We start from the raw sequence: 21,980 nt of genomic DNA, 5'->3' as shown, positions 1-21,980 counted from the left end.
GGCTTTTGCCGTACCGCCTCCCCGGGACTTCAGCGCACGGCTCGGTGCCGCTGACCGCCCTGCATGGGGACCGGCGGTTGAGAGCCAAGACAATTTTGGGCGTACCCGGCGAGTTACCCTCATCGGCACGAGATCAGTTGTGACGCCTGTAACGGGAACCGTTGTGTTGTCGACTGTGTCGGAGAGACTTGCTGACTTCGGCGGCACGCAGCAGGATGGCTGCGACACCGTCGGGGTGACATCGACACCTGTACTGGAGAGTTCTCTTGGCATCGCTGCGTGACAACCGTTCCTACTGGACCCGCGGCTCGCTGGCCGCCGGTGTGGCCGCGGTCGCGCTGACCACCGGAATGGGTGTCGCGACCGCGCGGCCCATCGGCCCGTTCGAGGTGGGCGGGGCCATCGAGGCCGAGTACGACCGGGCGGGCGGGCCGGAGTTCTTCGGCGACCCGACCACCCCGGAGGCCGACGCGGCCGGCGGCGGCAAGAAGCAGGACTTCGTCAACAACGCCTCCATCTACTGGACCCCGGCCACCGACGCGCACGCCATCGGCGGCGCCATCCGCGACAAGTGGCGCGGCACCGGCTCGGAGTCGGGCTCGCTGAAGTACCCCGTCACCGACGAGGGCCAGACCGCCAAGCCCGGTCGCTTCCAGCACTTCCAGGGCGGGTCCATCTACTGGTCGGTCGGCTCTGGCACCCACGTGCTCAGCGGCGTGATCCGCGACAAGTTCGCCTCCGTCGGCTGGGAGAACAGCCCGCTCGGCTTCCCCATCGCCGACGAGAACAAGACCAACAGCTCCTCGACCCACATCCAGCTGTTCGAGGGCGGGGCGATCTACTCCACCCAGAAGACGGGCACCCACATCGTGTGGGGCGCGATTCGCGACACCTGGGTGCGCAATGGCGCCGAGAACGGCCGCTACGGCTTCCCGAGCGGCGACGAGTACGACTACGAGGGCGGCAAGGCCCAGGACTTCCAGGGCGGCAAGATCATCTGGAAGCCGGAGGCCTAGTCCCCCGGGCGCGGCGCTGTCCGCCGCGCCTACGAGGCGCTCTCGCGCAGGTCCAGAATCCGCGAGAGCGCGTGCTCCAGCGCGTAATCCGCGTCGGCGGCCTGGCCCTTCACGTCGGCGTTGAGTCCGGCCACCACCTGCAGGGCCGCGCCGATGGTCGCGCCGGTCCAGCCGCGCGCCTGACCCTGGGCCTTCTTCACCTTCCACGGCGGCATGCCCAGGTCGCCCGCCATCTTGAACGGGTCTCCGCGCCCGGCCGATCCGACGCGTGCGATGGTGTGCACCGAATCCGCGAGGGCGTCGGCGAGCAGCACCGCGGGCACGCCCCGGTCGATGGCCCAGCGCAGCGCCTCCATGGCGGCGGGGCGGTCCCCCGACACGGCTAGGTCCGCGACCTCGAATCCGGTCACCTCGGCCTTGCCGGAGTAGTACTGCCGCACCGCGGCGATGTCCACCTTGCCGCCGGTGTCGGCGGCCAACTGTGAACTGGCGGCGGCCAGTTCCCGCAGATCCGAGCCGACCGCCTCGAGCAGGGCCTGCACCACGTCCGCGGACACCTTCACATTGGCGGCCCGGAACTCGTTGCGCACGAACTCGACCCGCTCCCCCGCCTTGGTCAGCTTCGCGCAGTTGTGCACGACCGCGCCCAGCTTCTGCAGGGCCGGTGCGAGCGCCTTGGCCCGTCCACCACCGCTGTGCAGCACGACCAGCACCACGCCCTCGGGCGGTGACGACGCGGCGTCCTGGATGACCGCGACCGCGTCCTTGCCCGCCTCGGCCGCCGACTCCAGCACGATCACCCGGTCCTCCGCGAAGAGCGAGGGACTCAGCAGCTCCGCCAATTCCGGGGTGCTGGCATCGCCGGCCCGCCGCCGATCCACCGGCAGCGCCGAAGGATCCGTGGTGGTGGCCCGAGCCTGTGCGGTGATGGCCGCCACCGCCCGTTCGATCAGCAGTTCCTCTTCACCGAGCACGAGATGCAGGGGCGCGGGTCGCTGGTTCACGCAACGATCCTACGAGTCCGCCCCGACAACCCCGCGAGCACCAGCCCGCATACCACCGCCGCGACCAGACCCGACCGCACTCCGGTGGGCACGGTGACCGACGCGCCCAGCGCCGCCGCCCGGTCTGACACGGTCAGCAGCCACCACAGCGGCGGGGCGGTGCAGTGGATGACCACCGCGGCGGGTGGCGACCAGACCACCGCGAACACCGCACCCAGCGCCCCCAGGATGGTGATGGGCGCGATCACCGGCTCCACCAGCATGTTCACCGCGATGGCCACCAGGCTGAGGTGGCCGGTCATGGCGATCACCAGCGGGGTGGTGACCACGAAGGCCGCGGCGGCCACCGCGAACGAGTCCGCCGGAATCCGCCACCAGCCATGCGCCCGAAGCCATTCCGACCAACCCGGCGCGATCACGATCAGCCCGGCCGTGGCCTGCACCGACAGCGCGAACCCGGCATCCACCGCCAACCCCGGCGACCATGCCAGCAGCCCGATCACCGCGGCGCACAGCGCGGGTAGCGCCTGCTTCCGGCGCCCGGTGCACACCGCAAGCAGTGCGATCGCCCCCATGACGGCGGCCCGCAGCACGCTCGGCGATGGCCGGGCCAGGATCACGAACATGACCAGCGCGGCGCCCGCCGCCATCGCCCCGATCCGCGGATCCACCGTGAGCGCGCGCATCGAAACCAGCACGGCCCCTAGCAAGATCGTGATGTTCGCCCCGCTGACAGCGGTCAAGTGAGCCAGATCCACCTCGCGGAAGTTCTCCGCGACGTGCTCGGTCAGACCCGACGTATCGCCGATGACCAACCCGGGCAGCAGTCCCGCCGCGTCATCCGACAGTGCCCGACGCGCGGAGCTACCGAAATCCCCGCGCACCTGCCCGGCGGCCCGCTGCCACCACGGCGCCGCACCCACGGCGACCGGAGCGCCATCGGCCCGCAGCACGGCCACCGTCAGGTCGGCGCGCCACGGACGCCCCACGCGCGCCCCGAATTCCACCCGCTGCCCCGGCATCAATGTCCGCCACCCGCCCGCCGGAGCCAGCACGGTGACCGCACCGCCCGCCCGCACGATCCGCCCGCCCACCCGGTACTCGACCACTTCACCCCGCACCATCACCTTCGGACCACCGAAGGCCTTGCCCGACAATCGCTTCGGATCCTCGCCCAGCTCCACCACCGCGACGATCCGCTGCCCGGCCCGCACCGCCCCCAGCGGATGCTCCCGCACCCGATGCGCATGCCACGCCCCCGCCAGCCCGAACCCCGCCCCGATCAGCAAGGCCCCCAACACGACCCAGACCACCCCACCGACCCGACCCACCCGAGCCAGCCGAACAGCCAGGGCGGACACGCCCACCCCGGCCACCACACACCCGGCCGCGACCCCGACGCCCGCCTGCCACCCCACCACCACGGCGACAACCGTTGCGCCCCACCCGCACACCGCCGCAAGCACCAGCCGAGCATCCAGCACCTCCGGCACATCGGCCGGTCCGTGGTCCGCACCCACCGCCCCGTCGTCGGCCGTCATCGCCGCCACCCCGATTCGCGACTCCGCGGCACGGCAGCGCATCTCACGGCGCTCATGTGGTGACCCGGTCGCGGAGGCGGTTGAGCCTGGAGTGCCCGATCCCGTCGATTTCGGCGAGCTGGTCGACGGAGGTGAAGCGGCCGTGGCGGGCCCGCCAGGTGAGGATCGCTTTCGCGGTGACCGGTCCGACGCCGGGAAGGGTGTCGAGTTCGGATTCGGTGGCGGTGTTGAGGTTCACCTTCGCGGCCGCGGCGGTCGAACGGGGAGGTCCGGTAGCGACGGGCGAATCGGCGGTGGAGTGAACGGAATTCACGATCGTGCTCCCGACCCTGGTGGGGGTTGTGCGTGGTGTCGCACGAGCGACGACGATCTGGTCGCCGTCGGTGAGCTGCTGGGCGAGGTTGAGGGTCGACAGGTCCGCCTCGGGTCGCGGGACGGCGGCACGCAGGGCATCGGCCACCCGGGCTCCGGGCTGCAATCGACGGAGACCACCGTGCTCGACCAGACCGATGACGCTGACAACCAGCTCCGACGACGCGGCGGTCCCGCCCGGCGTCGGAACGGCGGTGGCGACGATCGGATTCCGACCCGATGGCGGGACGGCGGGACCTGACGCGACCGGTGCGGGAACGGCCGGCCGCGGCGCAGCGCCTGCTGACGCGACGGGTTCGGTCGCGGCGATGGCGGGCGGATCCTGGCCGGCCGGTGCGGTGTCACTGAGGGGCGCGATGGGTGGGACCGGTTGGGAGACAGGGGTTTCCCGCAGGGACACGTAGGCGGCGAGAAGGATGGCGAACACGGCCAGGGCGGCGAGGACGAGGACACCCCGCGGGCCCGGGTCCCAGCGGGTGCCGCGGAAGCGTTCGGGGACCAGGCGTTCGTGCCAGAGGGAGACAGGACCGCACGGCTCGGAGAGCCAGGCGGGAGGGGCGGAGTCGGGGTCTCGAAGGTCGTCGAGCGATTCCTCGTCCCAGCGGGACGGGTGCGGGCGGCCGGGGGTGAATTCCGTTGGGCTCGGACGGGGTTCGCTGTCCGGGCGATCGGTGAGGCGCTGAAGTGGAGTGCGTTCGTCGAGTTGCGGCATGGGGCTCACGGTAGGAGCCGGGGCCGCTCGAGCTGGGACCGCGACCTGGCGTTTTCGTCGGGCTGTGGATACAGAAATCCATTGTGGACAAGCAGATTTCCAGCACTGGCCGCCGCGTCATCCCACCCCAGCCGGTGACGCTGGCCGACCGGTAGTCCCCGCGGTGAGCGGGGACTCTGTCAGCCGCAGCCGCCCGGGACGACCAGCGCGCCGACGGCTCCCACGCCCAGGTGGACGCCCAGGGTCGGCCCGAACTCGGAGATGATCACCTCGCGGATGCCGGGGATGAGGGATTGGAGTTGAGTCGCGATGGTGGAGGCGGCGTCCTCCGCGCCGAGGTGCTGGACGGCGACCGCCGCGCCGTCCTCGCCGGCCGCGTCGACCGCGGCGGCGACGAGTTTGGTGAACGCCTTCGACCGGGTGCGGGCCTTCTCGCGGAGTTCCAGGCGGCCGTCGACGATCTGCAGGATCGGCTTGGTCACCAGTTCGGAGCCGAAGAAGGCGGCGGCGGAGGTCAATCGGCCGCCGCGGCGCAACTGCTCGGTCCGGTTGACCACGATGAACGCCCGCCCGCGGCTGGCGGCCGCGACCGCCGAGTCGTAGACCACGTCGAGGGGTTCGCCCGAGCGGGCGCGGCGGGCGGCCGCGAGCACGGGCAGGCCGGTGCCGAGCCCGGCGCTGAGCGAATCCACCAGCCGGATGCGGTGGGCGGCGTCCATATCGCGCACCGCCTGCCGTCCGGCTTCCCAGGTGCCCGACAGCTGCCGCGAGATGTGCACGGCCACGACGCCGTCGCCGTCGCTGAGTTCCAGCGCGCGCTCGTAGACCGCGCGCAGCTCACCCGGCGAGGCGGCGGAGGTGGTGACCTGCGAGGACCCGTAGTCGATCTCGCACTCGTCGACGCCCTCGCGCATCTCGCGGTCGTCGACCAGCACGTGCAACGGCACCGCCAGCACCCCCAGGTCGGCGGCGAGTTCGGCCGGGAGACTGGCCGACGAGTCGGTCACCACCACCACGGTCATGCAGGTTGTACCTCGTCGGTCGTCACCTCGGTCAGCACCTTGACCATGGCCCGCGCGACCGCGGTGTGGCCCTCCCAGCCCCAATGGATACCGTCGGGGTTGGCGGGGCCGTTGAACACGTTGTCGCGCACGGCTTCCCCGAGGTCCACCAGCGGTACGTCGTGTTCGGCGGCCCACTCGGTCACGGCCCGCACCATGGGTTCGCGGCCGGTGTGCACCTCGGCGTAGGCCTCACACTTGTGCACCGACGGCAGCACCGCCACGAACGGCAGCTCGGGCCGCAACTGCGCCAGCGAGTTCCGCGACTGCTCCAGGTAGTCCACGCTGACCTTGGGCGGCAACGCCACCGGCCAGCCCAGCGGGGACAGCCGCGGCTGCAGCCAGTTGTAGGCCTCGCGCACCCGGCGGCGCAGGCCCGCCGGACGCGTGTAGCGGATGAGCTCGCGCAGCGCGGTCGGCAGCGGCGAGGGCAGCGAATCCATACCGCCGGTGGCGAATACGACCGCCCCGGCGTTCGGCACGGCGGCCCACACGCGCGGATCGCCGATCAGCGCCCAGTAGGCGTCCCGGCAGGTCCACCCGATGCGCGCGACCAGTTCGACATCCCAGTCGAGTTCGGCGGCAACGAGATTGGGCCAGATGCGCGGATGATCCGCGGGCAGACCGCCTTTGGGGCCGAAGTAGGACAGCGAGTCCGCGACCACGACCAGCACCTTGCGCTGCGGCGGGGTCTCGATCACCGAATCGTCGGCTGCCGCGGCGCTCGTCGGCCGGTCGGCACCGTTGTCAGAGGCCATCGGGAGCCGCCTTGGCGACCGCGTTCCACACGTCCAGTCGCCAGCCGGGCCGGTCGATGCCGGGGCCGTGGCTGGTCAGCTGCACCCAGCTGGTGTTGGCGAGGCCGCCCAGGGCGGGCCAGCTGGACTCGGGCAGTTCCAGCAGGGCCGCGGTGAGGGCCGCGATGAGCCCGCCGTGCGCGACCAGCATGACGCTGCGGCCGGGCCAGTCCTCGCGGGTGGCGAAGAGTTCCTGCACCACGGGCAGCGAACGCGCGCCGACCTCGAGCTTGGATTCGCCGCCGGGCGGGGTGAAGCGGGCGTCGAGCCGCCACGCCTTGCGCGCGCCGGGGAACTGGGCGTCGACCTGGCGGTGGTCCATGCCCTCCCAGTCGCCGAGGTTGGTCTCGCGCAGGCGCGGGTCGGTGACGACCGGCATGGCGGCGCATTCGGCGACGGCCAGCGCGGTGTCGTGGGCGCGCTTGAGATCGGAGGAGACGATGGCGATCAGGTCGTTGGTCGCCATATCGGGGGCACAGTCCTTGGCCTGGCGCCGGCCGATGTCACTGAGTTCGGTATCGGTCTGGCCCTGCATGCGGTCGGTGGCATTCCATTCGGTCTGTCCGTGCCGCAGCAGAATCAACCGGCGGACGCCGGCCATCTTGCTCACTCGTCGTCCCCAGCCTTGTCTTCATCTGTCGTGGCGTCCCGGTCCGCTGCCGCGGTCCGCGGGTCGCCGATCCCCTCGACCGCCACCTGCGGGCAGTCCTTCCACAGTCGTTCCAGGCCGTAGAAGTCGCGCTCGTCCTCGTGCTGCACGTGCACCACGATCTCGACGTAGTCGAGCAGCGCCCAGCGGCCCTCGCGGGTGCCCTCGCGGCGCACCGGCTTGTATCCGGCGTCGCGCAGCTTGTCCTCGATATTGTCGACGATCGCGTTGACCTGGCGCTCGTTGGGCGCGGACGCGATGACGAAGCAGTCGGTGATGACCAGCTGCTCGGAGACATCCAGCACGACCACGTCGACGGCCAGCTTCTCGTCGGCGGCCAGTGCGGCCACCGTCGCCATCTTGACCGCTTCTGCCGATGCTGTCACCCTGCTACCTCTTCCCTGCGCACTTTCACAATGCACGCTCTTGCGACACGTACAGGTGCCGTTTCGATATGTATTGGACGACCCCGTCCGGGACGAGGTACCAGACCGGCCGGCCCTCCCCCGCCCGTCGCCGGCATTCGCTCGACGAGATGGCCAGGGCCGGGATCTCGATCATCGTGACCGTGCCCTCCGGGAAATCGCGGAGGTGATCGGCGAGATGGTCGATATTCAATTCGTACCCCGGACGGGTCACGCCGACGAATTTCGCCAGCTCGAACAGTTCCGACCAATCCTGCCATGTGAGGATGCTGGCCAGCGCGTCCGCTCCGGTGATGAAGTACAGATCCGCGTCGGGGTGCTGTTCGGCCAGGTCACGCAGGGTGTCGACGGTGTAGGTCTCCTTGCCGCGGTCCACGTCCACGCGGCTGACCGAGAACCGCGGGTTGGAGGCGGTGGCGATGACCGTCATCAGATAGCGGTCCTCGGCCGGACTGACCGGCCGGTCCCCCTTCTGCCAGGGCTGCCCGGTCGGGACGAAGATCACTTCGTCCAGGTCGAACCGGTTGGCGACCTCGCTGGCCGCGACCAGGTGCCCGTGGTGGATGGGGTCGAAGGTGCCACCCATCACGCCCAGCTTGCGGCGGCCGTTCGTATGCACGAAACGCGAGCTTACCGGGGGCTGAGCCGCCTACCGCGCAGCGGCGGCCCCCTGGAGGACGATGGTGGTCATGCAGAGCACCCTCATCGAAGCGAAAACCGGCCGCAGCGAAGTCGTCCACGACCTCACGCCGCAGTGCGCGGCCTTCCTCCACGAGGTGACCGCCGGCGGCGACGGCCTGCTGCACGTCTTCGTCCCCCACGCGACCGCGGGCATCGCACTGATCGAACTCGGCGCGCACAGCGACGACGACCTGCTCGCCGCCCTGCGCGACCTGCTCCCCGCCGACGACCGCTGGCGCCACGCGCACGGCTCCCCCGGCCACGGCCGCTCCCACGTGATGCCCGCCCTGATCGCCCCCTACGCGACCGTCCCGGTCCTCCGCGGCGAACTGGCCCTGGGCACCTGGCAGTCCATCGCGATGGTCGACCTCAATGTCGACAACCCGATCCGCCAGGTGCGCCTGTCCTTCCTGGCCGGCTGAGCTCCTAGACGGGGAGGAGGCGGCCGACCAGGGCGGTGAGCTGGCGGGCGGAGCGGCATTCGTGCATGTCGATGATGTCGGCGTAGCGGTTGGCCGCGGAATCGCCTGTGCCCCACATCTTTTCGGCCTCGGGGTTGAGCCAGTGCGCGTGTTTGGCGGTCTCGACGAGCTGCCGCAGGGTGTCGAGCGCGGGGTCGCGATAGTTGGTGCGGGCGTCGCCGAGGATGAGCAACGAGGTGCGGCTGGTGACGGCGTCGGGGAAGCGTTCGGCGAAACCCTCCAGGGCCGAGCCGTAGTCGGAGTGGCCCTCGATGCCGACGACCTCGGCCTCGGCGAAGATGCGGCGGGTCAGTTGGTCGAGCGGGGTGGCGGCGTCGAACAGGCCGGTCACCTCGTCCACGCGGTCCACGAAGGCGAAGATGCGGACCCGGGAGAACTGTTCGCGCAGGGCGTTCACCAGCAGCATGGTGAAGCTGGAGAATCCGGCCACCGAGCCCGAGATGTCGCACAGCAGCACCAGATCCGGGCGGCCGGGGCGCGGCTTGCGGGTGACCAGGTTGACGGGGACGCCGCCGGTGGACATGGATTTGCGCATGGTCTTGCGCAGGTCGATCTCGCCGCGCCGGGAGCGGCGGCGGCGAGCCGCCAAGCGGGAGGCCAGGACTCGGGCCAGGCGCTGGCTGCCGCGGCGCAGTTCGTCGAGTTCGTTCTGGGAGATGCGCAGGAAGTCGGCGTCCTCGGCCTGACGGGCCACGCCGTAGGTGGCGACGCGTTCGCGGCCGATGCGTTCGGCGACGCGGCGGCGGGTCTCGGCCTCCACGGTGCCGCGGAAGCCCTTGATGCGCTGGCGCGCCGCGCGGCGGGCGACCTCGGTGTCGAAGTCGGAGTTGTCCATGCCCTGGGCCAGACCGGCGAGGATCTTGCTCACCAGCAGTTCGGGCTGGAGATCCTTGAGGGTCTGATAGGCGGAGAAGGACGGTCCGCCCGCGGCCTGGTACTGGCCCATCTGGTCGACCATCTGCGCGGCCAGCGCCTGCAACTGCTGCGCCTGCTCGCCGGAGGGGTCCTGAACCAGCAGCTCCGCCAGCATCTTCCGCAGTTCGAGGATGTCGACCGAGCCGTCGGGCTTGACCGGCAACTCGATCCCCTCGGCCCCGATCCGCTCCCCGAGCGCGGCCGGGAACCACAGGTCGAACATGCCGTCGAAGGTGGCGCGCTGGGTGGTGCGGCGCAGCAGCGCGCACGCCAGGCCCTCGCGCAGGGCCTCGCGATCCATCAGGTCCAGGACGGTGAGAACCTGTCCGGCGTCCACGGTTTCGGACGGACCGACCGGAATTCCCCGGCGGCGCAACGCTTCCACGAAGCCGACCAGATGCCCCGGCAGGCCGTGCTCGGCCGTCGGCCCCGGGACCGTGGTCACCGGCATGGCCGGAGTGGCATTGCTGGTGAAGGCCCGCATGGCCGCCGACACCAGCCCGCGCGGCGTGTTCTCCCGGCCCGTGCCCGCCATGACGTCAGGCCAGCTTCAGCTCGGCCTGGGCGCGCACATGGTCGGCTTGATGCTTGAGCACCACGCCGAGGGTCGCGCGCACGGTCTTGTCGTCGAGGTCCTTGGCGCCCAGGGCGAGCAGGGTGCGCGCCCAGTCGATGGATTCCGCGACCGAGGGCAGCTTCTTGAGCTGCATGCCGCGCAGCACGTGCACGATCCGCACCAGCTGCGCCGCGACGGCGGGCTCGAGCTCCGGCACCCGGCTGGCCAGGATGCGACGCTCGAGCTCCTCGTCGGGGAAGTCGATGTGCAGGTACAGGCAGCGCCGCTTGAGCGCCTCGGACAGCTCGCGGGTGGCATTGGAGGTGAGCACCACGAACGGCTTGCGGCTCGCCGCGATGGTGCCCAGTTCCGGCACGGTGACGGTGAAGTCGCTGAGCACCTCGAGCAGCAGGCCCTCGATCTCGACGTCGGCCTTGTCGGTCTCGTCGATGAGCAGCACCGTCGGCTCGTCGCGCCGGATGGCGGTGAGCAGCGGGCGTTCCAGCAGGAACTCCTCGGTGAAGACGTCGGCCTTGGTCTCGGCCCAGTCGTTCTCCGAGGACGCCTGGATGCGCAGGATCTGCTTGGCGTGGTTCCACTCGTAGAGCGCCCGCGCCTCGTCGACGCCCTCGTAGCACTGCAACCGCACCAGTTCCGCGCCCGCGACCTGGGCGACGGCCTTGGACAGCTCGGTCTTGCCGACACCCGCGGGGCCCTCGATGAGCAGTGGCTTGCCGAGCCGGTCGGCGAGGAAAACCGAGGTGGCGGTGGCCTTGTCGGCCAGGTAGCCGGTGCGGGCCAGCCGCTCGATCACATCGTCGACCGACGAGAAGATCGGCTCCTGGGTGGGCGCGGTGGTCGGAGCCACGGGCGGTCCTCCTACTTTCGGGGGTCCCGGGGGAAGCCCCCGGACCCCAATTCAGCCGGCGGAAGCCGGGTTTTCCTACACGGGGCGAATTTGCCCGTCGCCCCACACGATCCACTTGGTGGACGTCAGTTCGGGCAGGCCCATGGGTCCGCGGGCGTGCAGCTTCTGGGTCGAGATGCCGATCTCCGCGCCGAAGCCGAACTGCTCGCCGTCGGTGAACGCGGTGGAGGCGTTGACCATGACGGCGGCGGCGTCCACGCGGGCGCTGAACTCGCGCGCGGCCTTCAGGTCGGCGGTCACGATGGCCTCGGTGTGGCCGGTGCCCCACTCGTTGATGTGGTCGACCGCGGCGTCGAGATCGTCGACGACCTTCAAAGCGATGTCCAGGGACAGGTATTCGTCGGCCCAGTCGGTGTCGGTGGCGGGCACCAGGCCCGGCAGGTCACCGTGGATGGTGACGCCCTTGTCCTCGAGTGCCCGGATCATGCGCGGCACCGCGACCTCGGCGATGGCCCGGTCGATGAGGACCGTCTCGGCGGTGTTGCACACCGAGGGCCGCCGGGTCTTGGCATTGATCAGGATGGACTCGGCCATATCCAGATCCGCGTCCTTGTGGACGAAGACGTGGCAGTTGCCGGTGCCGGTCTCGATGGTCGGCACCAGCGCGTCGCGCACCACGGCGTTGATCAGGCCCGCGCCGCCGCGCGGGATCACCACGTCGACCAGGCCGCGGGCCTGGATCAGGTGGGTCACGCTGGAACGGTCCTCGGAGGGCAGCAGCTGCACGGCGTCGGCCGGAAGACCCTGCGCTTCAAGGGCTTCCCGCAGCACCTTCACCAGGGCGGCATTGGAGTTCGCGGCCGAGGACGATCCGCGCAGCAGCGCGGCGTTGCCCGACTTGAGCGCCAGCCCGAAGGCGTCGACCGTGACGTTCGGCCGCGCCTCGTACACCATGCCGACCACGCCGAGCGGCACCCGCACCTGGCGGATCTCGAGGCCGTTGGGCAGCGTCTTGCCGCGCACCACGTCGCCGATCGGGTCCGGCAGCGCGGCCACCTGCCGCAGCCCGGCCGCGATCCCGTCGACCCGGGCCTCGGTCAGCCGCAGCCGGTCCAGCTGGGATTCGGCGGTCCCGCCGGCCTTGGCGATCTCGATGTCCTCGGCATTGGCCGCGAGGACGGCGGCCGCGGCCGCGAGCAGCGCGTCGGCCGCGGCGTGCAGCGCGGCATCCTTCTGCGCGGTGGTGAGCTGGGCCAGCGTCCGCGACGCCACCCGAGCCCGGCGCGCCGAGTCGTGCACCGCCTCGCGGACGGCGTCCCGGTCGGTGGTCGTGGGAGCAGTCATACCGACAGATTACTGACTGCGTTCCGCCGCCGGTCACGGGCAGGTTGTTACCTTGGACCCATGACCGCGAGCATCCGGTTGTCCTCGGGCACCGGTCGATGGGTTCTGCTGGCCACCGTCCTCGGTTCGGGGATGGCCATGCTGGACGCGACCGTCGTCAATGTCGCCCTGCCGCGGATCGGGGACGAGTTCGGCGCGTCCATGGCGGGCCTGCAGTGGACCGTCAACGCGTACACGCTGACCCTGGCCGGATTGATCCTGCTCGGCGGGTCGCTGGGCGACCGGTACGGGCGGCGGCGGGTGTTCCTGATCGGGGTGGTGTGGTTCGCCGTCGCCTCGGCATTGTGCGGTGCGGCGCAGGACATTTCGATGCTGATCGCGGCACGCGCGTTGCAGGGCGTCGGCGGTGCGCTGCTGACACCCGGATCGCTGGCCATCATCCAGGCCTCGTTCGCGCCCGGGGAACGGGCGCGGGCGGTCGGGGCCTGGTCAGGACTGGGCGGCGTGGCCGGAGCCATCGGGCCGTTCCTGGGCGGCTGGCTGGTGGAGGCGGCCGGATGGCGGTGGGTGTTCCTGCTCAACATTCCGTTGGCCGCCTTGGTGATCGCGGTGACGGTCAAGCACGTACCCGAGACGAGGGATGCCGGCGCGCACGGGCGGTTCGACGTCCTGGGCGCGGCGCTGGCCGCGCTGTGCCTGGCCGGGCTGACCTACGCGCTGACCATGGCGCCCGAACACGATGCGAGCCGAATACTGGTGTGGGGCAGCGCGATCGCAGGGGTCGCGGCTGGTGCGGCGTTCGTGATCGTCGAGCGGCGGCGCTCGCGCCCGGACGAGGATCCCGCGGCCATGCTGCCGGTGACCATCTTCTCCTCCAAGCAGTTCACCGCGATCAATGTGGTCACCTTCGTCATGTACGGGGCGATGAGCGTGGTGTTCTTCCTGCTGGTGCTGACCCTGCAGGTGGTGTCCGGGTTCAATCCGATCGCCGCGGGTACGGCCATGCTGCCGGTGACCGTGCTGATGCTGCTGTTCTCGGCCCGGGCCGGCGCGCTCGCCCAGCGCGTCGGCCCGCGCCTGCCCATCACCATAGGCGTGCTGCTGGCGGCGGCGGGCATGCTGCTCATGACCCGGGTCGGCCTGCACACCTCATATCTGCGCGATGTCCTGCCCGCCGCACTGGTTTTCGGCCTCGGCCTGACCCTGGCGGTGGCTCCGCTGACCGCGACCGTGCTGGCCACGGCCGACGAACGGCACGCGGGGGTGGCCAGCGGCGTCAACAACGCGGTCGCCCGCGCGGCGGGGCTGCTCGGCGTCGCCGCCATCCCGCCGCTCGCGGGTCTCACCGGCGCGGCGTACACCAACCCGCCCGATTTCGCGCACGGCTTCCACCTGGCCATCGTGACCTGCTCCGTGCTCATGCTCGCGGCCGCCGCCCTGGCCTTCTTCACCGTCCGCGACGACGCCCTGCGCACCGCCCCGCCCGAGTGCGAGCCCGAATGCCGTACCTTCTCCGCGGTGGCGAGCCCACCCCTGGAACCCGATCACCACATCCCGACCACCGGAAGCGAGCGCGTATGACCACCACCGAACCGACCGTCACCCAGTCCACCGACACCGTCCCCCAGTTCTTCGGCATCAAGGTCGGCGAGACCCGCGCGGGTCTCACCGCCTATGTCGACCACGGCCGTCAGCGCATCTTCTTCCACACCGAGATCGACGACGCCTACGCCGGTCAGGGCCTGGCCTCCAAGCTGATCTCGGCCGCCCTCACCGCCACCCGCGCGGCGGGCCGCCGCATCGTCCCCGTCTGCCCGTTCGTGAAGGCGTACGTGGAGAAGCACCACGACTTCGACGACATCCTCGACCCGGTCACCACCGAAGCCGTCACCACCGTCGAATCCGCCCTCGGCTGATCCGGCTGCACTAGGGTCCCGGCCATGGCGCGAATCGCGGTGGTGGGCAGCATCAATATGGATCTGGTGACGACCGTGGGGCGGCGGCCGGAGGCCGGGGAGACGGTGTCCGGGGACGGGTTCGCGCTGGTGCCGGGCGGGAAGGGGTCGAATCAGGCGATCGCGGCGCGCCGGGCCGGCGCGGAGGTCGAGTTCGTCGGCGCGGTCGGGTCGGATGTGTTCGCGGACGCGCTGCGAAAGGTGTTGCGGGAGGACGGGGTCGGGATCGCACGGCTTCGGGAGGTGGACGGACCGTGCGGGATCGCCACCATCGTGGTGGACGCGGGCGGCGAGAACACCATCATCGTGGTGGCGGGGGCCAACGGGCGGATGACGGAATTGCGCGCGGCGGATCTGGAGACGATCGCGGCCGCGGATGTGCTGCTGTGCCAGTTGGAGATTCCGGTGCCGACGGTGCTCGCGGCCGCCCGGCACGCGCGCGCCAACGGCACCGTGGCGCTGTTGAATCCCTCTCCGGTGCGCGACCTTCCGGACGAAGTCTGGGCCGAGGTCGATATCGCCGTGGTGAACGAGGGCGAGGCCGCGCGCCTGGAGTCCGCGTTGCGCGACGTCCCGCACGTGGTCACCACGCTCGGCGGTGCGGGCGCGTCCTATCGCGGCCCCGGCGGGCTCGCGCTCGCCCACCCCGGTTTTCCGGTGCGGGTGGTGGACACCACCGGCGCGGGCGACACCTTCACCGGAGCGCTCGCCGCGCACTGGCACGAGGGCCCGGCGGCCGCGCTCGCCTGGGCCTGCGCGGCCGGGGCCCTGGCCACCACGAAATTGGGCGCCAGCGCATCGGTTCCGGCGGCGGACGAGGTCGAGGCGGTACTCGCGGCGGCCGGCGCTCGATAGCCGAATGTGATGATGGGCTGAGGCTCGACGAAAGGGTGTGGCATGTCGCTGCGGCATGGGTTGCTGGGGTTGCTGGCGGAGGGCCCGGCCAGCGGGTACGACCTGGCCCAGCGGTTCCAGGAGGCGCTGGGCCCGGTGTGGCCCGCCCGGCATCCCAAGATCTACGCCGAACTGGGCAAGCTGGCCCAGGCCGGGATGATCGAGATCGACAGCGAGGGCGCGCGGGGCCGCAAGGCGTACCGGATCACCGAGTCGGGCCTGACCGAGGTGCGCCGCTGGCTGGTCGAGGAGGAGGTCGACCACACGCTGCGGGTGGAACCGCTGCTGCGGTCGTTCTTCTCCTGGCTGATGGACCCCGCCGATCTGGACGAGCATCTGGAGCGCGAGGCCAAGTTCTTCGGCGACACCGCGGCCATGTACCGGGAGCTCGCGCTGGCCAAGGACCGCGGCGATTTCGGCGACGACCCGCACGCCAAGTCCAAGCGGATCACTGTCGAGGCGGGGATCCGGCTCTACGAGGCGCTGGCCGAATGGGCGGAGTGGGCGCGCGACGAGATCGCCGAGGATCGGTAAACACCCGCACCACACCGGAATTCGCATCGACAGGGGTACTCGTATCCATTGACATGTCCCTTGGGACATGTACCCTTGTTCATGTACCCGGGTACATGCGAATCAACCGCGACTCGATCCGAGGCTTCCCATGACAGCACCCACCAACGTGCGCGCCATCCTGCTGACCGGCGCGAACGGCGGCATCGGCCGTGCCTGCGCACAGGCCCTGGCCGCCAAGGGATTTCACGTCTACGCCGGTGTCCGCACACCGGCGCCCCAGCTCGATGCCCCCGGCATCACCCAGATCACCCTCGACGTCACCGACCCCGGCAGCGTCGCCGCGGCCGCCGAGTACATCGACAAATCCCAGGACGGGCACGGCCTGCACGCCGTGATCAACAATGCGGGCGTACTCGTGCAGGGCCCCGTCGAACTGGTGCCCATCGAGGAATGGCATCGCCAGTTCGAGGTCAATGTGCACGGCCCCGTACGCGTCATCCAGGCGTTCCTGCCGCTGCTCCGCGCCGGCGGGGGCCGCATCGTCAATGTCAGCGCGGCCAGCGCCCGGGCCGCCTTCCCGTTCCTGGGCCCGATCGGCGCGAGCAAGTCCGCGCTGGAGTCGTATTCGGAGTCACTGCGGGTCGAGCTGGCCCCGTGGCGTATCCCGGTGTCGATCGTGCAGCCCGGGGCCATGCGCACCGAGATCTTCGCCAAGTCCACCGCCGCCGCCGAATCCGCACGGGCACAGGCCGATCCGCGGACGGTGAAACTCTACGAACGCCAGCTCGTCGCCTTCGACACGGCGGCCGCCGGACAGCGGTACGCCCCGCCGGAGGTCGCGGCCGCCGCCATCGTCCGCGCCGTCGCGGCCCGGCGACCCAAAGCCGTCTATGTCGCGGGAACCGATGCGCGGCTGGCGGTGTGGCTGTCCCGCATCCCGGCCCGGCTGCGGGACAGCGTCTTCCAGCGTGCCCTCGGCCTGTCCGGCATCGAACCCGCCCCCGCCCACTGAATCAGGAATCGAGCACATGGATCTGGGACTCACCGGGCGGACCGCCCTCATCACCGGCGCGTCCGCCGGCATCGGCGCGGAGACCGCGCGCGTACTGGCCGCCGAAGGCTGCCATCTGCATCTCGCCGCCCGCGGCAAGGAACGCCTCGACGACCTCGCCGAGCGGCTGCGCGCCGTGCACGGCGTCGAGGTCCACACCCACCCGGCCGATCTGCGCGAGGCCATCGATATCGAGCGGCTCGCGGCTGTCGCCGGCGCGCCGGACATTCTGATCAACAATGCCGGGGACATGCCCGGCGGTTCCCTCGCCGCGGTCGACGAGCAGGCCTGGCGGCACGGGTGGGAGCTGAAGGTGTTCGGCTACATCAATCTGAGCCGCCTCGTCTACGCCCGCATGAAGGAACAGGGCCGGGGCGTGGTCGTGAATGTGATCGGCGCGGCGGGCGAACGCCCCGACGCCGAGTACATCGCGGGCAGCACCGCCAATGCCGCGCTCATGGCCTTCACCCGCGCGCTGGGCAGTCGCAGCTGGCGCGACGGCATCCGGGTGGTCGGCATCAATCCGGGTCCGGTGGCGACAGCGCGCATCGCCGCGCTCATCGAGCACAATGCCCGCTTCGCCGAGATGGCCGCGGACTTCCCCTTCGGCCGCCCGGCCCACCCGCGCGAGATCGCCGATATGGCAGCGTTTCTCGCTTCGGACCGGTCGGGTTACACCACCGGCACGGTCGTCACCATCGACGGTGGCCTGAGCCTGATCTGACGCTCAGACGGCCGTCGTCGTCGCCGTGTGCAGGGCGACGAGGTCGGCCATCTGCCGGCCGACGCGTTCCAGGGGTGCGGTCGATCGGGTCGCCAGCGACATGACGACCGCGCCCTCGACCGCGGCGATGATGGTGGTCGCCAGCGCGCGAGCGGTGGCCGGTTCCACCTGCTCGGCTTCCAGGCGGGTGGCGAGGATGGTCTCCCACTCCTGGAAGGTCTCCCCCGCCACGTCGGCGGCCTCGGGGGATTCCGAGCGGCCCAGAGCGGCGGCGGTGATCGGGCAGCCGGCGGCGAAATCGCTCGAGACCAGGACTTCTCGCCACATGGCCGGGAAGGCGGCGATGGCGCTGGCGAGGTCGGTGCTCGCGGTGACGGTGCGCATGAGGGCGCTGGTGGCCTTCCCGGCGGCGCGGGTGGCCTCGGCGATCAGTTCGGATTTGCCGCCGGGGAAGTTGAGGTAGATCGACCGCCGTGAGATGCCGCTGTGCTCGAGCAGCTGGGCGATGCCTGTTCCGGCGATGCCGTTGCAGCGCATCAGGGCGATGGCGCTGTCGATGAGGCGGTCGCGGGCACCCATGGTCGATTCCTCCTTGTTGTATACCGATCGGTGTACTACCGTCAGTGATATACCGATTGGTCTACCGAGTGTAGTCCGCCGATCAGCACTTCGACGAGAATCGGAGCACCTATGCCCCCGGCAGCCCCAGAGCCGACCCTGTCCGATCCCCTGCCCCTGGCCAGCGGGCAGGTGCTACCCAATCGCATTATGAAGTCGGCCCTGAGCGAGGGACTGGCGAATGGCGACAATGCCCCCGACGCACGCCTGGAACGTCTCTACGGGCAGTGGAGTCGCGGCGGCTACGGCCTGATCGTCACCGGCAATGTCATGGTCGACCGGCGGCACTGCGGCGAGCCCGGCAATGTGGCCATGGAGGACGAACGCCACCTGGGCGCGCTCACCCGCTGGGCCAAGATCGCCAAGGAGGGCGGCGCGAAGGTCTGGGTGCAGCTGAATCATCCCGGACGGCAGGCCAATCCGATCGTCACCCGCACCCGCGCGGTCGCCCCCTCCGCCGTCGCGGTGGGCATTCCGGGCATCCCCGCCCCGCGCGCGCTGACCGAGGACGAGATCCTCGACATCATCGCCCGCTTCGGCGCCGCCGCCCGGGTCGCCGAGGCCGCCGGATTCGACGGCGTGCAGATCCACGGCGCGCACGGCTATCTCGTCTCCCAGTTCCTGTCCCCGCTGTCCAATCAGCGCACCGACGCCTGGGGCGGTGACGCCGAACGGCGGCGGCGCTTCGTGCTCGAGGTGGCGCGGAGCATTCGCGCGGCGGTGAGCCCCGGGTTCGGCGTGGGCATCAAACTCAACTCCGCGGACTTCCAGCGCGGCGGATTCACCGAGGAGGAGTCGCGCGCGGTCATCGAACAGCTGTCCACCGAGCAGCTGGATCTGATCGAGATCAGCGGCGGCAGTTACGAATCCCCCGCCATGCTGAACCGTCCCAGCACCGTGTCGGCCAGCACCCGCGCCCGCGAGGCGTACTTCCTGGACTACGCGGGCACCGCCCGGCAGGCCGCGGGCTCGGTACCGATCGCGGTGACCGGCGGCTTCCGGTCCCGCTCGGCCATGTCCGAGGCGCTGTCCGAGGGGGCCTGCGACGTGATCGGCCTGGGCCGCCCGACCGCGGTGGTCCCCACCGCCGCGGCCGACCTGATCACCGAGCGCACCGACACCCTGCGGTCCCCGCACATCACCTTGAGCCTGCCGCCGCGCCTGGCCGCCAATCGCGGACTCAAGGCCATGGACGGTGCGGTCGACCTGCAGTGGCACACCGACCAGCTGCACCTGCTCGGCGCGGGCAACGCCCCCGATCCGGACCGATCGCCGTGGCGGACGGCAGTGATCATGCTGCGCCGCAATGGTTTCGACGCCTTCCGCAGCAAGCGCCCCGCCGCGCCCCGTAGCGCCGCCGAGCGGGCCGCTCGCAAGTTCCGGATCGAGCGGGCCGTCGGCCGCGCGGTCATGAACCCGACCGTGCGCGCCCTCGACAAGGTCGGCATCCGCACCGCCTTCGCCAGCGAGATCGAGACCGTGGGCCGCAAGTCCGGTCAGCCGCGCCGGGTTCCGGTGTCCCTGCTGTTCGACGACGAGGGCGCGTGGGCCATCTGCCAGCACGGCATGCGCTCGGGCTGGGGCCTGAACATCGCGGCGAACCCGAATGTCCGGGTCCGCCAGGGCGATCGCTGGCGCACCGGCACCGCCGCCCTGCTCCCCGACGACGATGTGGTGGCCTGGACCCGCGGCTTCGCCCCGCACCCGCTGCTGGCTCCGCTGGCCCGCGGCATGTTCGCCGCCCTCGAGAGCGATCCCGTGACCGTCCGGATCACCTTCACGGATCGATGATCCGATGACGATTCACCGTCACCGGAAAGTTATTTTCTTGTGATATGATGAAAGCGAAATCGAATTCTCCTGTCTACCATCGGATCTCACGGCTATTCGCCGACTTTCGAACGATGGGAGAAATTCGATGGACGACGGCTCACCGAACGACAAGGGCCCGAGCCGGACCGCGATGATCGCCGCCGCGGCGCGCGCCGCGCATCTGGTCGTGGATCACCCGCCGCATCTGTTCCGCGACACCGTGGCCGCGACGCTGCTGGGTGAGCGAGCCGCCGAACTCGTGGCCTACCATCGCGAGTCCGGTGATCACCCGGTCCTCAGCGGCAGCCGATCCCAGGTCAGCGCCCGCGCGCACTACACCGAGACGCGGCTGGCGGCAGGCGGTTTCGAGCAGTACGTGATCCTGGGCGCGGGCCTGGACACCTTCGCCTGGCGCACCGCGCCCGCCGGGCGGGTCTCCGTCTACGAGGTGGACCATCCGGCCACGCAGGCGTGGAAGCGGGAGCTGCTGACCGACGCCGGATTCGATACGGCGGCAGTGGAATTCGTCGGCGTCGACTTCGAGCGCGACGATCTGACCGCGCAGCTGAAGGCCCACGGCTTCGACCCGGATCGCCGCTCGTTGGTGAGCTGGCTGGGCGTCGCCATGTACCTGACCGAACCTGCCATCGCGGCCACCCTGGACACCCTGTCCGGTTTCACGCCCGGCACCGAACTGGTCATGGAATACGCGCTCCCGGACGAATTACAGGACGAATCCGGCCGGGTGTTCGCCCAATTCGCCCGCCTGGCCACCGCGCAGCAGGGCGAGCCCATGCTCAGCTTCTTCTCCCCCGAGTCGGTGACGGCCCTGCTGAACGAGCACGGATTCACGGTCGCCGAGCACATCTCGCAACGCGAAGCCGTCGACGCCGCGCTCTGGCAGCGCACGGATGGTCTTGCGCCCGTGGACTTCTGCCGATTGGTGCGCGCTCACAACTGAGGGCGGACCAGGATCTGGATGTGGTCGTCGGGGTTGCGCAGGGCCTCGATGGCGTCCGCGACCCCGTCCAGTCCCACCTGATCGGTGATGAGCGAGGCGGCGTCGACGGTGCCGTCGGCAATGCGGCGCAAGGTCTTCGCGTACTCCTCCTGCGGGTAGACCATGCACATCTGCAGCGAGATGTCCTTGTAGATGCCGACGACGGGGCGGATGACGTCGTCGGTCATGACCGCGCCGATCTGCAGGATGGCGGTCTCGCGCGGGACCTTGTACATGAGGTCGTTGAGCAGGCCGGGCACCGAGGCGCAGACCCACACGTGCAGCTTCTGTCCGGGTGCGGCCGTTTCCTGCCACACCTCGACCGGGTCCTCGACGGCCGGGTCGACCACGCGGTGCGCGCCCATCCGCAGCGCGGCCTCGCGGCGCAGTTTCGACGGGTCGGAGGCGACGATCGGGGCGACGCCGCGTTCGGCCAGCGCGGCCACCGCGCCCAGACCGACGGGGCCGCAACCGATCACGATGCCGGTACCGTCCGGCCCGATGCCGGTGCGGGCCACATTGCCGAAGCCGACGGCGAGGGGTTCGGTGAGGGCGGCGACGTGCGGGGGCACGTGGTCGGGGATCGGTTCGAGCGCCATGGCCTGCAACACCATGCGCTCGCCGAAGCCGCCGGGGAATTCGTTGGAGTAGCCGATGCCGTGGATGTCGCCCGCGCGGTCCAGCGCCCAGGGCAGCGCGACCACGGCCTGCCCCTCGACGAACGGCGTGTCCGGTCCGGCGCCGATGACCCGGGCCGACAGCTCGTGGCCCAGCACCAGGTCCCGGCACGGATCGAACAGGAAGGTCGGCACCCCGCTGTCCCGGGAGGCCTGGAGGAACTCGTCGGTGTAGTCGAGGGCCTGTTTGTCGGACCCGCAGATCCCGCAGGCGATGGTCTCGACCAGCACCTGCCCCGGACCGGGCACCGGTTCCGGAATCTCGTCCACGACGAGCTTCCGGTTCCGCATGACTACCGCGCGCATGTTT

Annotated in this window: 23 protein-coding genes; 10 read left to right on the top strand and 13 right to left on the bottom strand. The window is 70.7% G+C overall.

Annotation, left to right across the window (positions count from 1 at the left end; all coding sequences use genetic code 11):
• Positions 1–266 precede the first annotated feature (266 nt).
• Positions 267–1,016, top strand: coding sequence for an LGFP repeat-containing protein (locus ACQP06_RS08925; RefSeq protein WP_433671792.1), 750 nt, complete (start codon positions 267–269; stop codon positions 1,014–1,016).
• Positions 1,017–1,045: 29 nt separating this feature from the next.
• On the opposite strand, the gene holA is transcribed toward ACQP06_RS08925, so the two are convergent.
• From holA to nadD, 8 genes are all read right to left on the bottom strand, one after another.
• On the bottom strand, positions 1,046–2,020 hold the full coding sequence (gene holA / locus ACQP06_RS08920; RefSeq protein WP_433671791.1) for a DNA polymerase III subunit delta: 975 nt from the start codon (positions 2,018–2,020) through the stop codon (positions 1,046–1,048).
• Positions 2,017–3,561 carry a ComEC/Rec2 family competence protein gene (locus ACQP06_RS08915; RefSeq protein WP_433671790.1) on the bottom strand — a complete coding sequence of 515 codons (1,545 nt, stop codon included), beginning with the start codon at positions 3,559–3,561 and terminating at the stop codon, positions 2,017–2,019. The genes holA and ACQP06_RS08915 overlap by 4 nt, the downstream gene beginning before the upstream one ends.
• 52 nt (positions 3,562–3,613) lie before the next feature.
• On the bottom strand, positions 3,614–4,645 hold the full coding sequence (locus ACQP06_RS08910; RefSeq protein ID WP_433671789.1) for a helix-hairpin-helix domain-containing protein: 1,032 nt from the start codon (positions 4,643–4,645) through the stop codon (positions 3,614–3,616).
• Between the two features lie 179 nt (positions 4,646–4,824).
• Positions 4,825–5,667, bottom strand: coding sequence for a DegV family protein (locus ACQP06_RS08905; RefSeq protein ID WP_433671788.1), 843 nt, complete (start codon positions 5,665–5,667; stop codon positions 4,825–4,827).
• Positions 5,664–6,464: a diglucosylglycerate octanoyltransferase gene (gene octT / locus ACQP06_RS08900; protein ID WP_433671787.1), complete on the bottom strand. Its 801-nt coding sequence runs from the start codon at positions 6,462–6,464 to the stop codon at positions 5,664–5,666. Before octT ends, ACQP06_RS08905 begins: the two co-directional genes overlap by 4 nt.
• Complete coding sequence (locus ACQP06_RS08895) at positions 6,454–7,104, bottom strand: histidine phosphatase family protein (protein ID WP_433673272.1); 651 nt, start codon at positions 7,102–7,104, stop codon at positions 6,454–6,456. The genes octT and ACQP06_RS08895 overlap by 11 nt, the downstream gene beginning before the upstream one ends.
• Before the next feature lie 5 nt (positions 7,105–7,109).
• Positions 7,110–7,538: a ribosome silencing factor gene (gene rsfS, locus ACQP06_RS08890; protein WP_357090028.1), complete on the bottom strand. Its 429-nt coding sequence runs from the start codon at positions 7,536–7,538 to the stop codon at positions 7,110–7,112.
• A gap of 25 nt (positions 7,539–7,563) precedes the next feature.
• Positions 7,564–8,196: a nicotinate-nucleotide adenylyltransferase gene (gene nadD, locus ACQP06_RS08885; protein ID WP_357090029.1), complete on the bottom strand. Its 633-nt coding sequence runs from the start codon at positions 8,194–8,196 to the stop codon at positions 7,564–7,566.
• A 70-nt stretch (positions 8,197–8,266) separates the two neighbouring features.
• On the opposite strand from nadD, the gene ACQP06_RS08880 reads away from it, so the two are divergent.
• Positions 8,267–8,680, top strand: coding sequence for a secondary thiamine-phosphate synthase enzyme YjbQ (locus ACQP06_RS08880; protein ID WP_433671786.1), 414 nt, complete (start codon positions 8,267–8,269; stop codon positions 8,678–8,680).
• Between the two features lie 4 nt (positions 8,681–8,684).
• Here the strand turns inward: ACQP06_RS08880 and ACQP06_RS08875 are convergent, their stop codons facing one another.
• From ACQP06_RS08875 to ACQP06_RS08865, 3 genes are all read right to left on the bottom strand, one after another.
• Positions 8,685–10,106 (bottom strand): vWA domain-containing protein, encoded by a 1,422-nt coding sequence (locus ACQP06_RS08875; RefSeq protein ID WP_433673271.1) that lies wholly within the window; start codon positions 10,104–10,106, stop codon positions 8,685–8,687.
• Positions 10,107–10,194: 88 nt separating this feature from the next.
• Positions 10,195–11,079 (bottom strand): AAA family ATPase, encoded by an 885-nt coding sequence (locus ACQP06_RS08870; protein WP_433671785.1) that lies wholly within the window; start codon positions 11,077–11,079, stop codon positions 10,195–10,197.
• 75 nt (positions 11,080–11,154) lie between these two features.
• Positions 11,155–12,423 (bottom strand): glutamate-5-semialdehyde dehydrogenase, encoded by a 1,269-nt coding sequence (locus tag ACQP06_RS08865; protein ID WP_433671784.1) that lies wholly within the window; start codon positions 12,421–12,423, stop codon positions 11,155–11,157.
• 60 nt (positions 12,424–12,483) lie between these two features.
• Here ACQP06_RS08865 and ACQP06_RS08860 point away from each other — a divergent pair, with 60 nt between their 5' ends.
• The 6 genes from ACQP06_RS08860 (at position 12,484) to ACQP06_RS08835 (ending at position 17,563) form a co-directional block, all read left to right on the top strand.
• A complete protein-coding gene (locus ACQP06_RS08860; protein WP_433671783.1) occupies positions 12,484–14,004 on the top strand; it encodes an MFS transporter in 1,521 nt (506 codons plus the stop codon).
• Positions 14,001–14,339 carry a GNAT family N-acetyltransferase gene (locus tag ACQP06_RS08855; RefSeq protein ID WP_433671782.1) on the top strand — a complete coding sequence of 113 codons (339 nt, stop codon included), beginning with the start codon at positions 14,001–14,003 and terminating at the stop codon, positions 14,337–14,339. Before ACQP06_RS08860 ends, ACQP06_RS08855 begins: the two co-directional genes overlap by 4 nt.
• A gap of 24 nt (positions 14,340–14,363) precedes the next feature.
• The gene (locus ACQP06_RS08850) at positions 14,364–15,233 is read left to right on the top strand and encodes a ribokinase (protein ID WP_433671781.1); all 870 of its coding nucleotides are present in this window, start codon (positions 14,364–14,366) and stop codon (positions 15,231–15,233) included.
• A gap of 42 nt (positions 15,234–15,275) precedes the next feature.
• A complete protein-coding gene (locus tag ACQP06_RS08845; RefSeq protein ID WP_433671780.1) occupies positions 15,276–15,806 on the top strand; it encodes a PadR family transcriptional regulator in 531 nt (176 codons plus the stop codon).
• A gap of 130 nt (positions 15,807–15,936) precedes the next feature.
• Positions 15,937–16,800 (top strand): SDR family NAD(P)-dependent oxidoreductase, encoded by an 864-nt coding sequence (locus tag ACQP06_RS08840; protein WP_433671779.1) that lies wholly within the window; start codon positions 15,937–15,939, stop codon positions 16,798–16,800.
• 16 nt (positions 16,801–16,816) lie between these two features.
• On the top strand, positions 16,817–17,563 hold the full coding sequence (locus ACQP06_RS08835) for a short-chain dehydrogenase/reductase (protein WP_433671778.1): 747 nt from the start codon (positions 16,817–16,819) through the stop codon (positions 17,561–17,563).
• Between the two features lie 3 nt (positions 17,564–17,566).
• Here the strand turns inward: ACQP06_RS08835 and ACQP06_RS08830 are convergent, their stop codons facing one another.
• Positions 17,567–18,142 carry a TetR/AcrR family transcriptional regulator gene (locus ACQP06_RS08830; RefSeq protein ID WP_433671777.1) on the bottom strand — a complete coding sequence of 192 codons (576 nt, stop codon included), beginning with the start codon at positions 18,140–18,142 and terminating at the stop codon, positions 17,567–17,569.
• Between the two features lie 189 nt (positions 18,143–18,331).
• On the opposite strand from ACQP06_RS08830, the gene ACQP06_RS08825 reads away from it, so the two are divergent.
• Together ACQP06_RS08825 and ACQP06_RS08820 are read left to right on the top strand one after the other, a co-directional pair.
• Positions 18,332–19,972 (top strand): nitroreductase family deazaflavin-dependent oxidoreductase, encoded by a 1,641-nt coding sequence (locus ACQP06_RS08825; RefSeq protein ID WP_433671776.1) that lies wholly within the window; start codon positions 18,332–18,334, stop codon positions 19,970–19,972.
• A gap of 127 nt (positions 19,973–20,099) precedes the next feature.
• Complete coding sequence (locus tag ACQP06_RS08820; protein WP_433671775.1) at positions 20,100–20,954, top strand: class I SAM-dependent methyltransferase; 855 nt, start codon at positions 20,100–20,102, stop codon at positions 20,952–20,954.
• Here the strand turns inward: ACQP06_RS08820 and ACQP06_RS08815 are convergent.
• Positions 20,945–21,976, bottom strand: coding sequence for a zinc-binding dehydrogenase (locus ACQP06_RS08815; RefSeq protein WP_433671774.1), 1,032 nt, complete (start codon positions 21,974–21,976; stop codon positions 20,945–20,947). The genes ACQP06_RS08820 and ACQP06_RS08815 overlap by 10 nt on opposite strands.
• Between the last annotated feature and the right edge of the window lie 4 nt (positions 21,977–21,980).

This window comes from Nocardia sp. CA-136227 (assembly GCF_050955695.1).
In the GTDB taxonomy this organism is placed as follows: Bacteria; Actinomycetota; Actinomycetes; order Mycobacteriales; family Mycobacteriaceae; genus Nocardia.
Note: the sequence above shows the minus strand (reverse complement) of the source record. Positions and strands in the feature narration are given on the sequence as shown.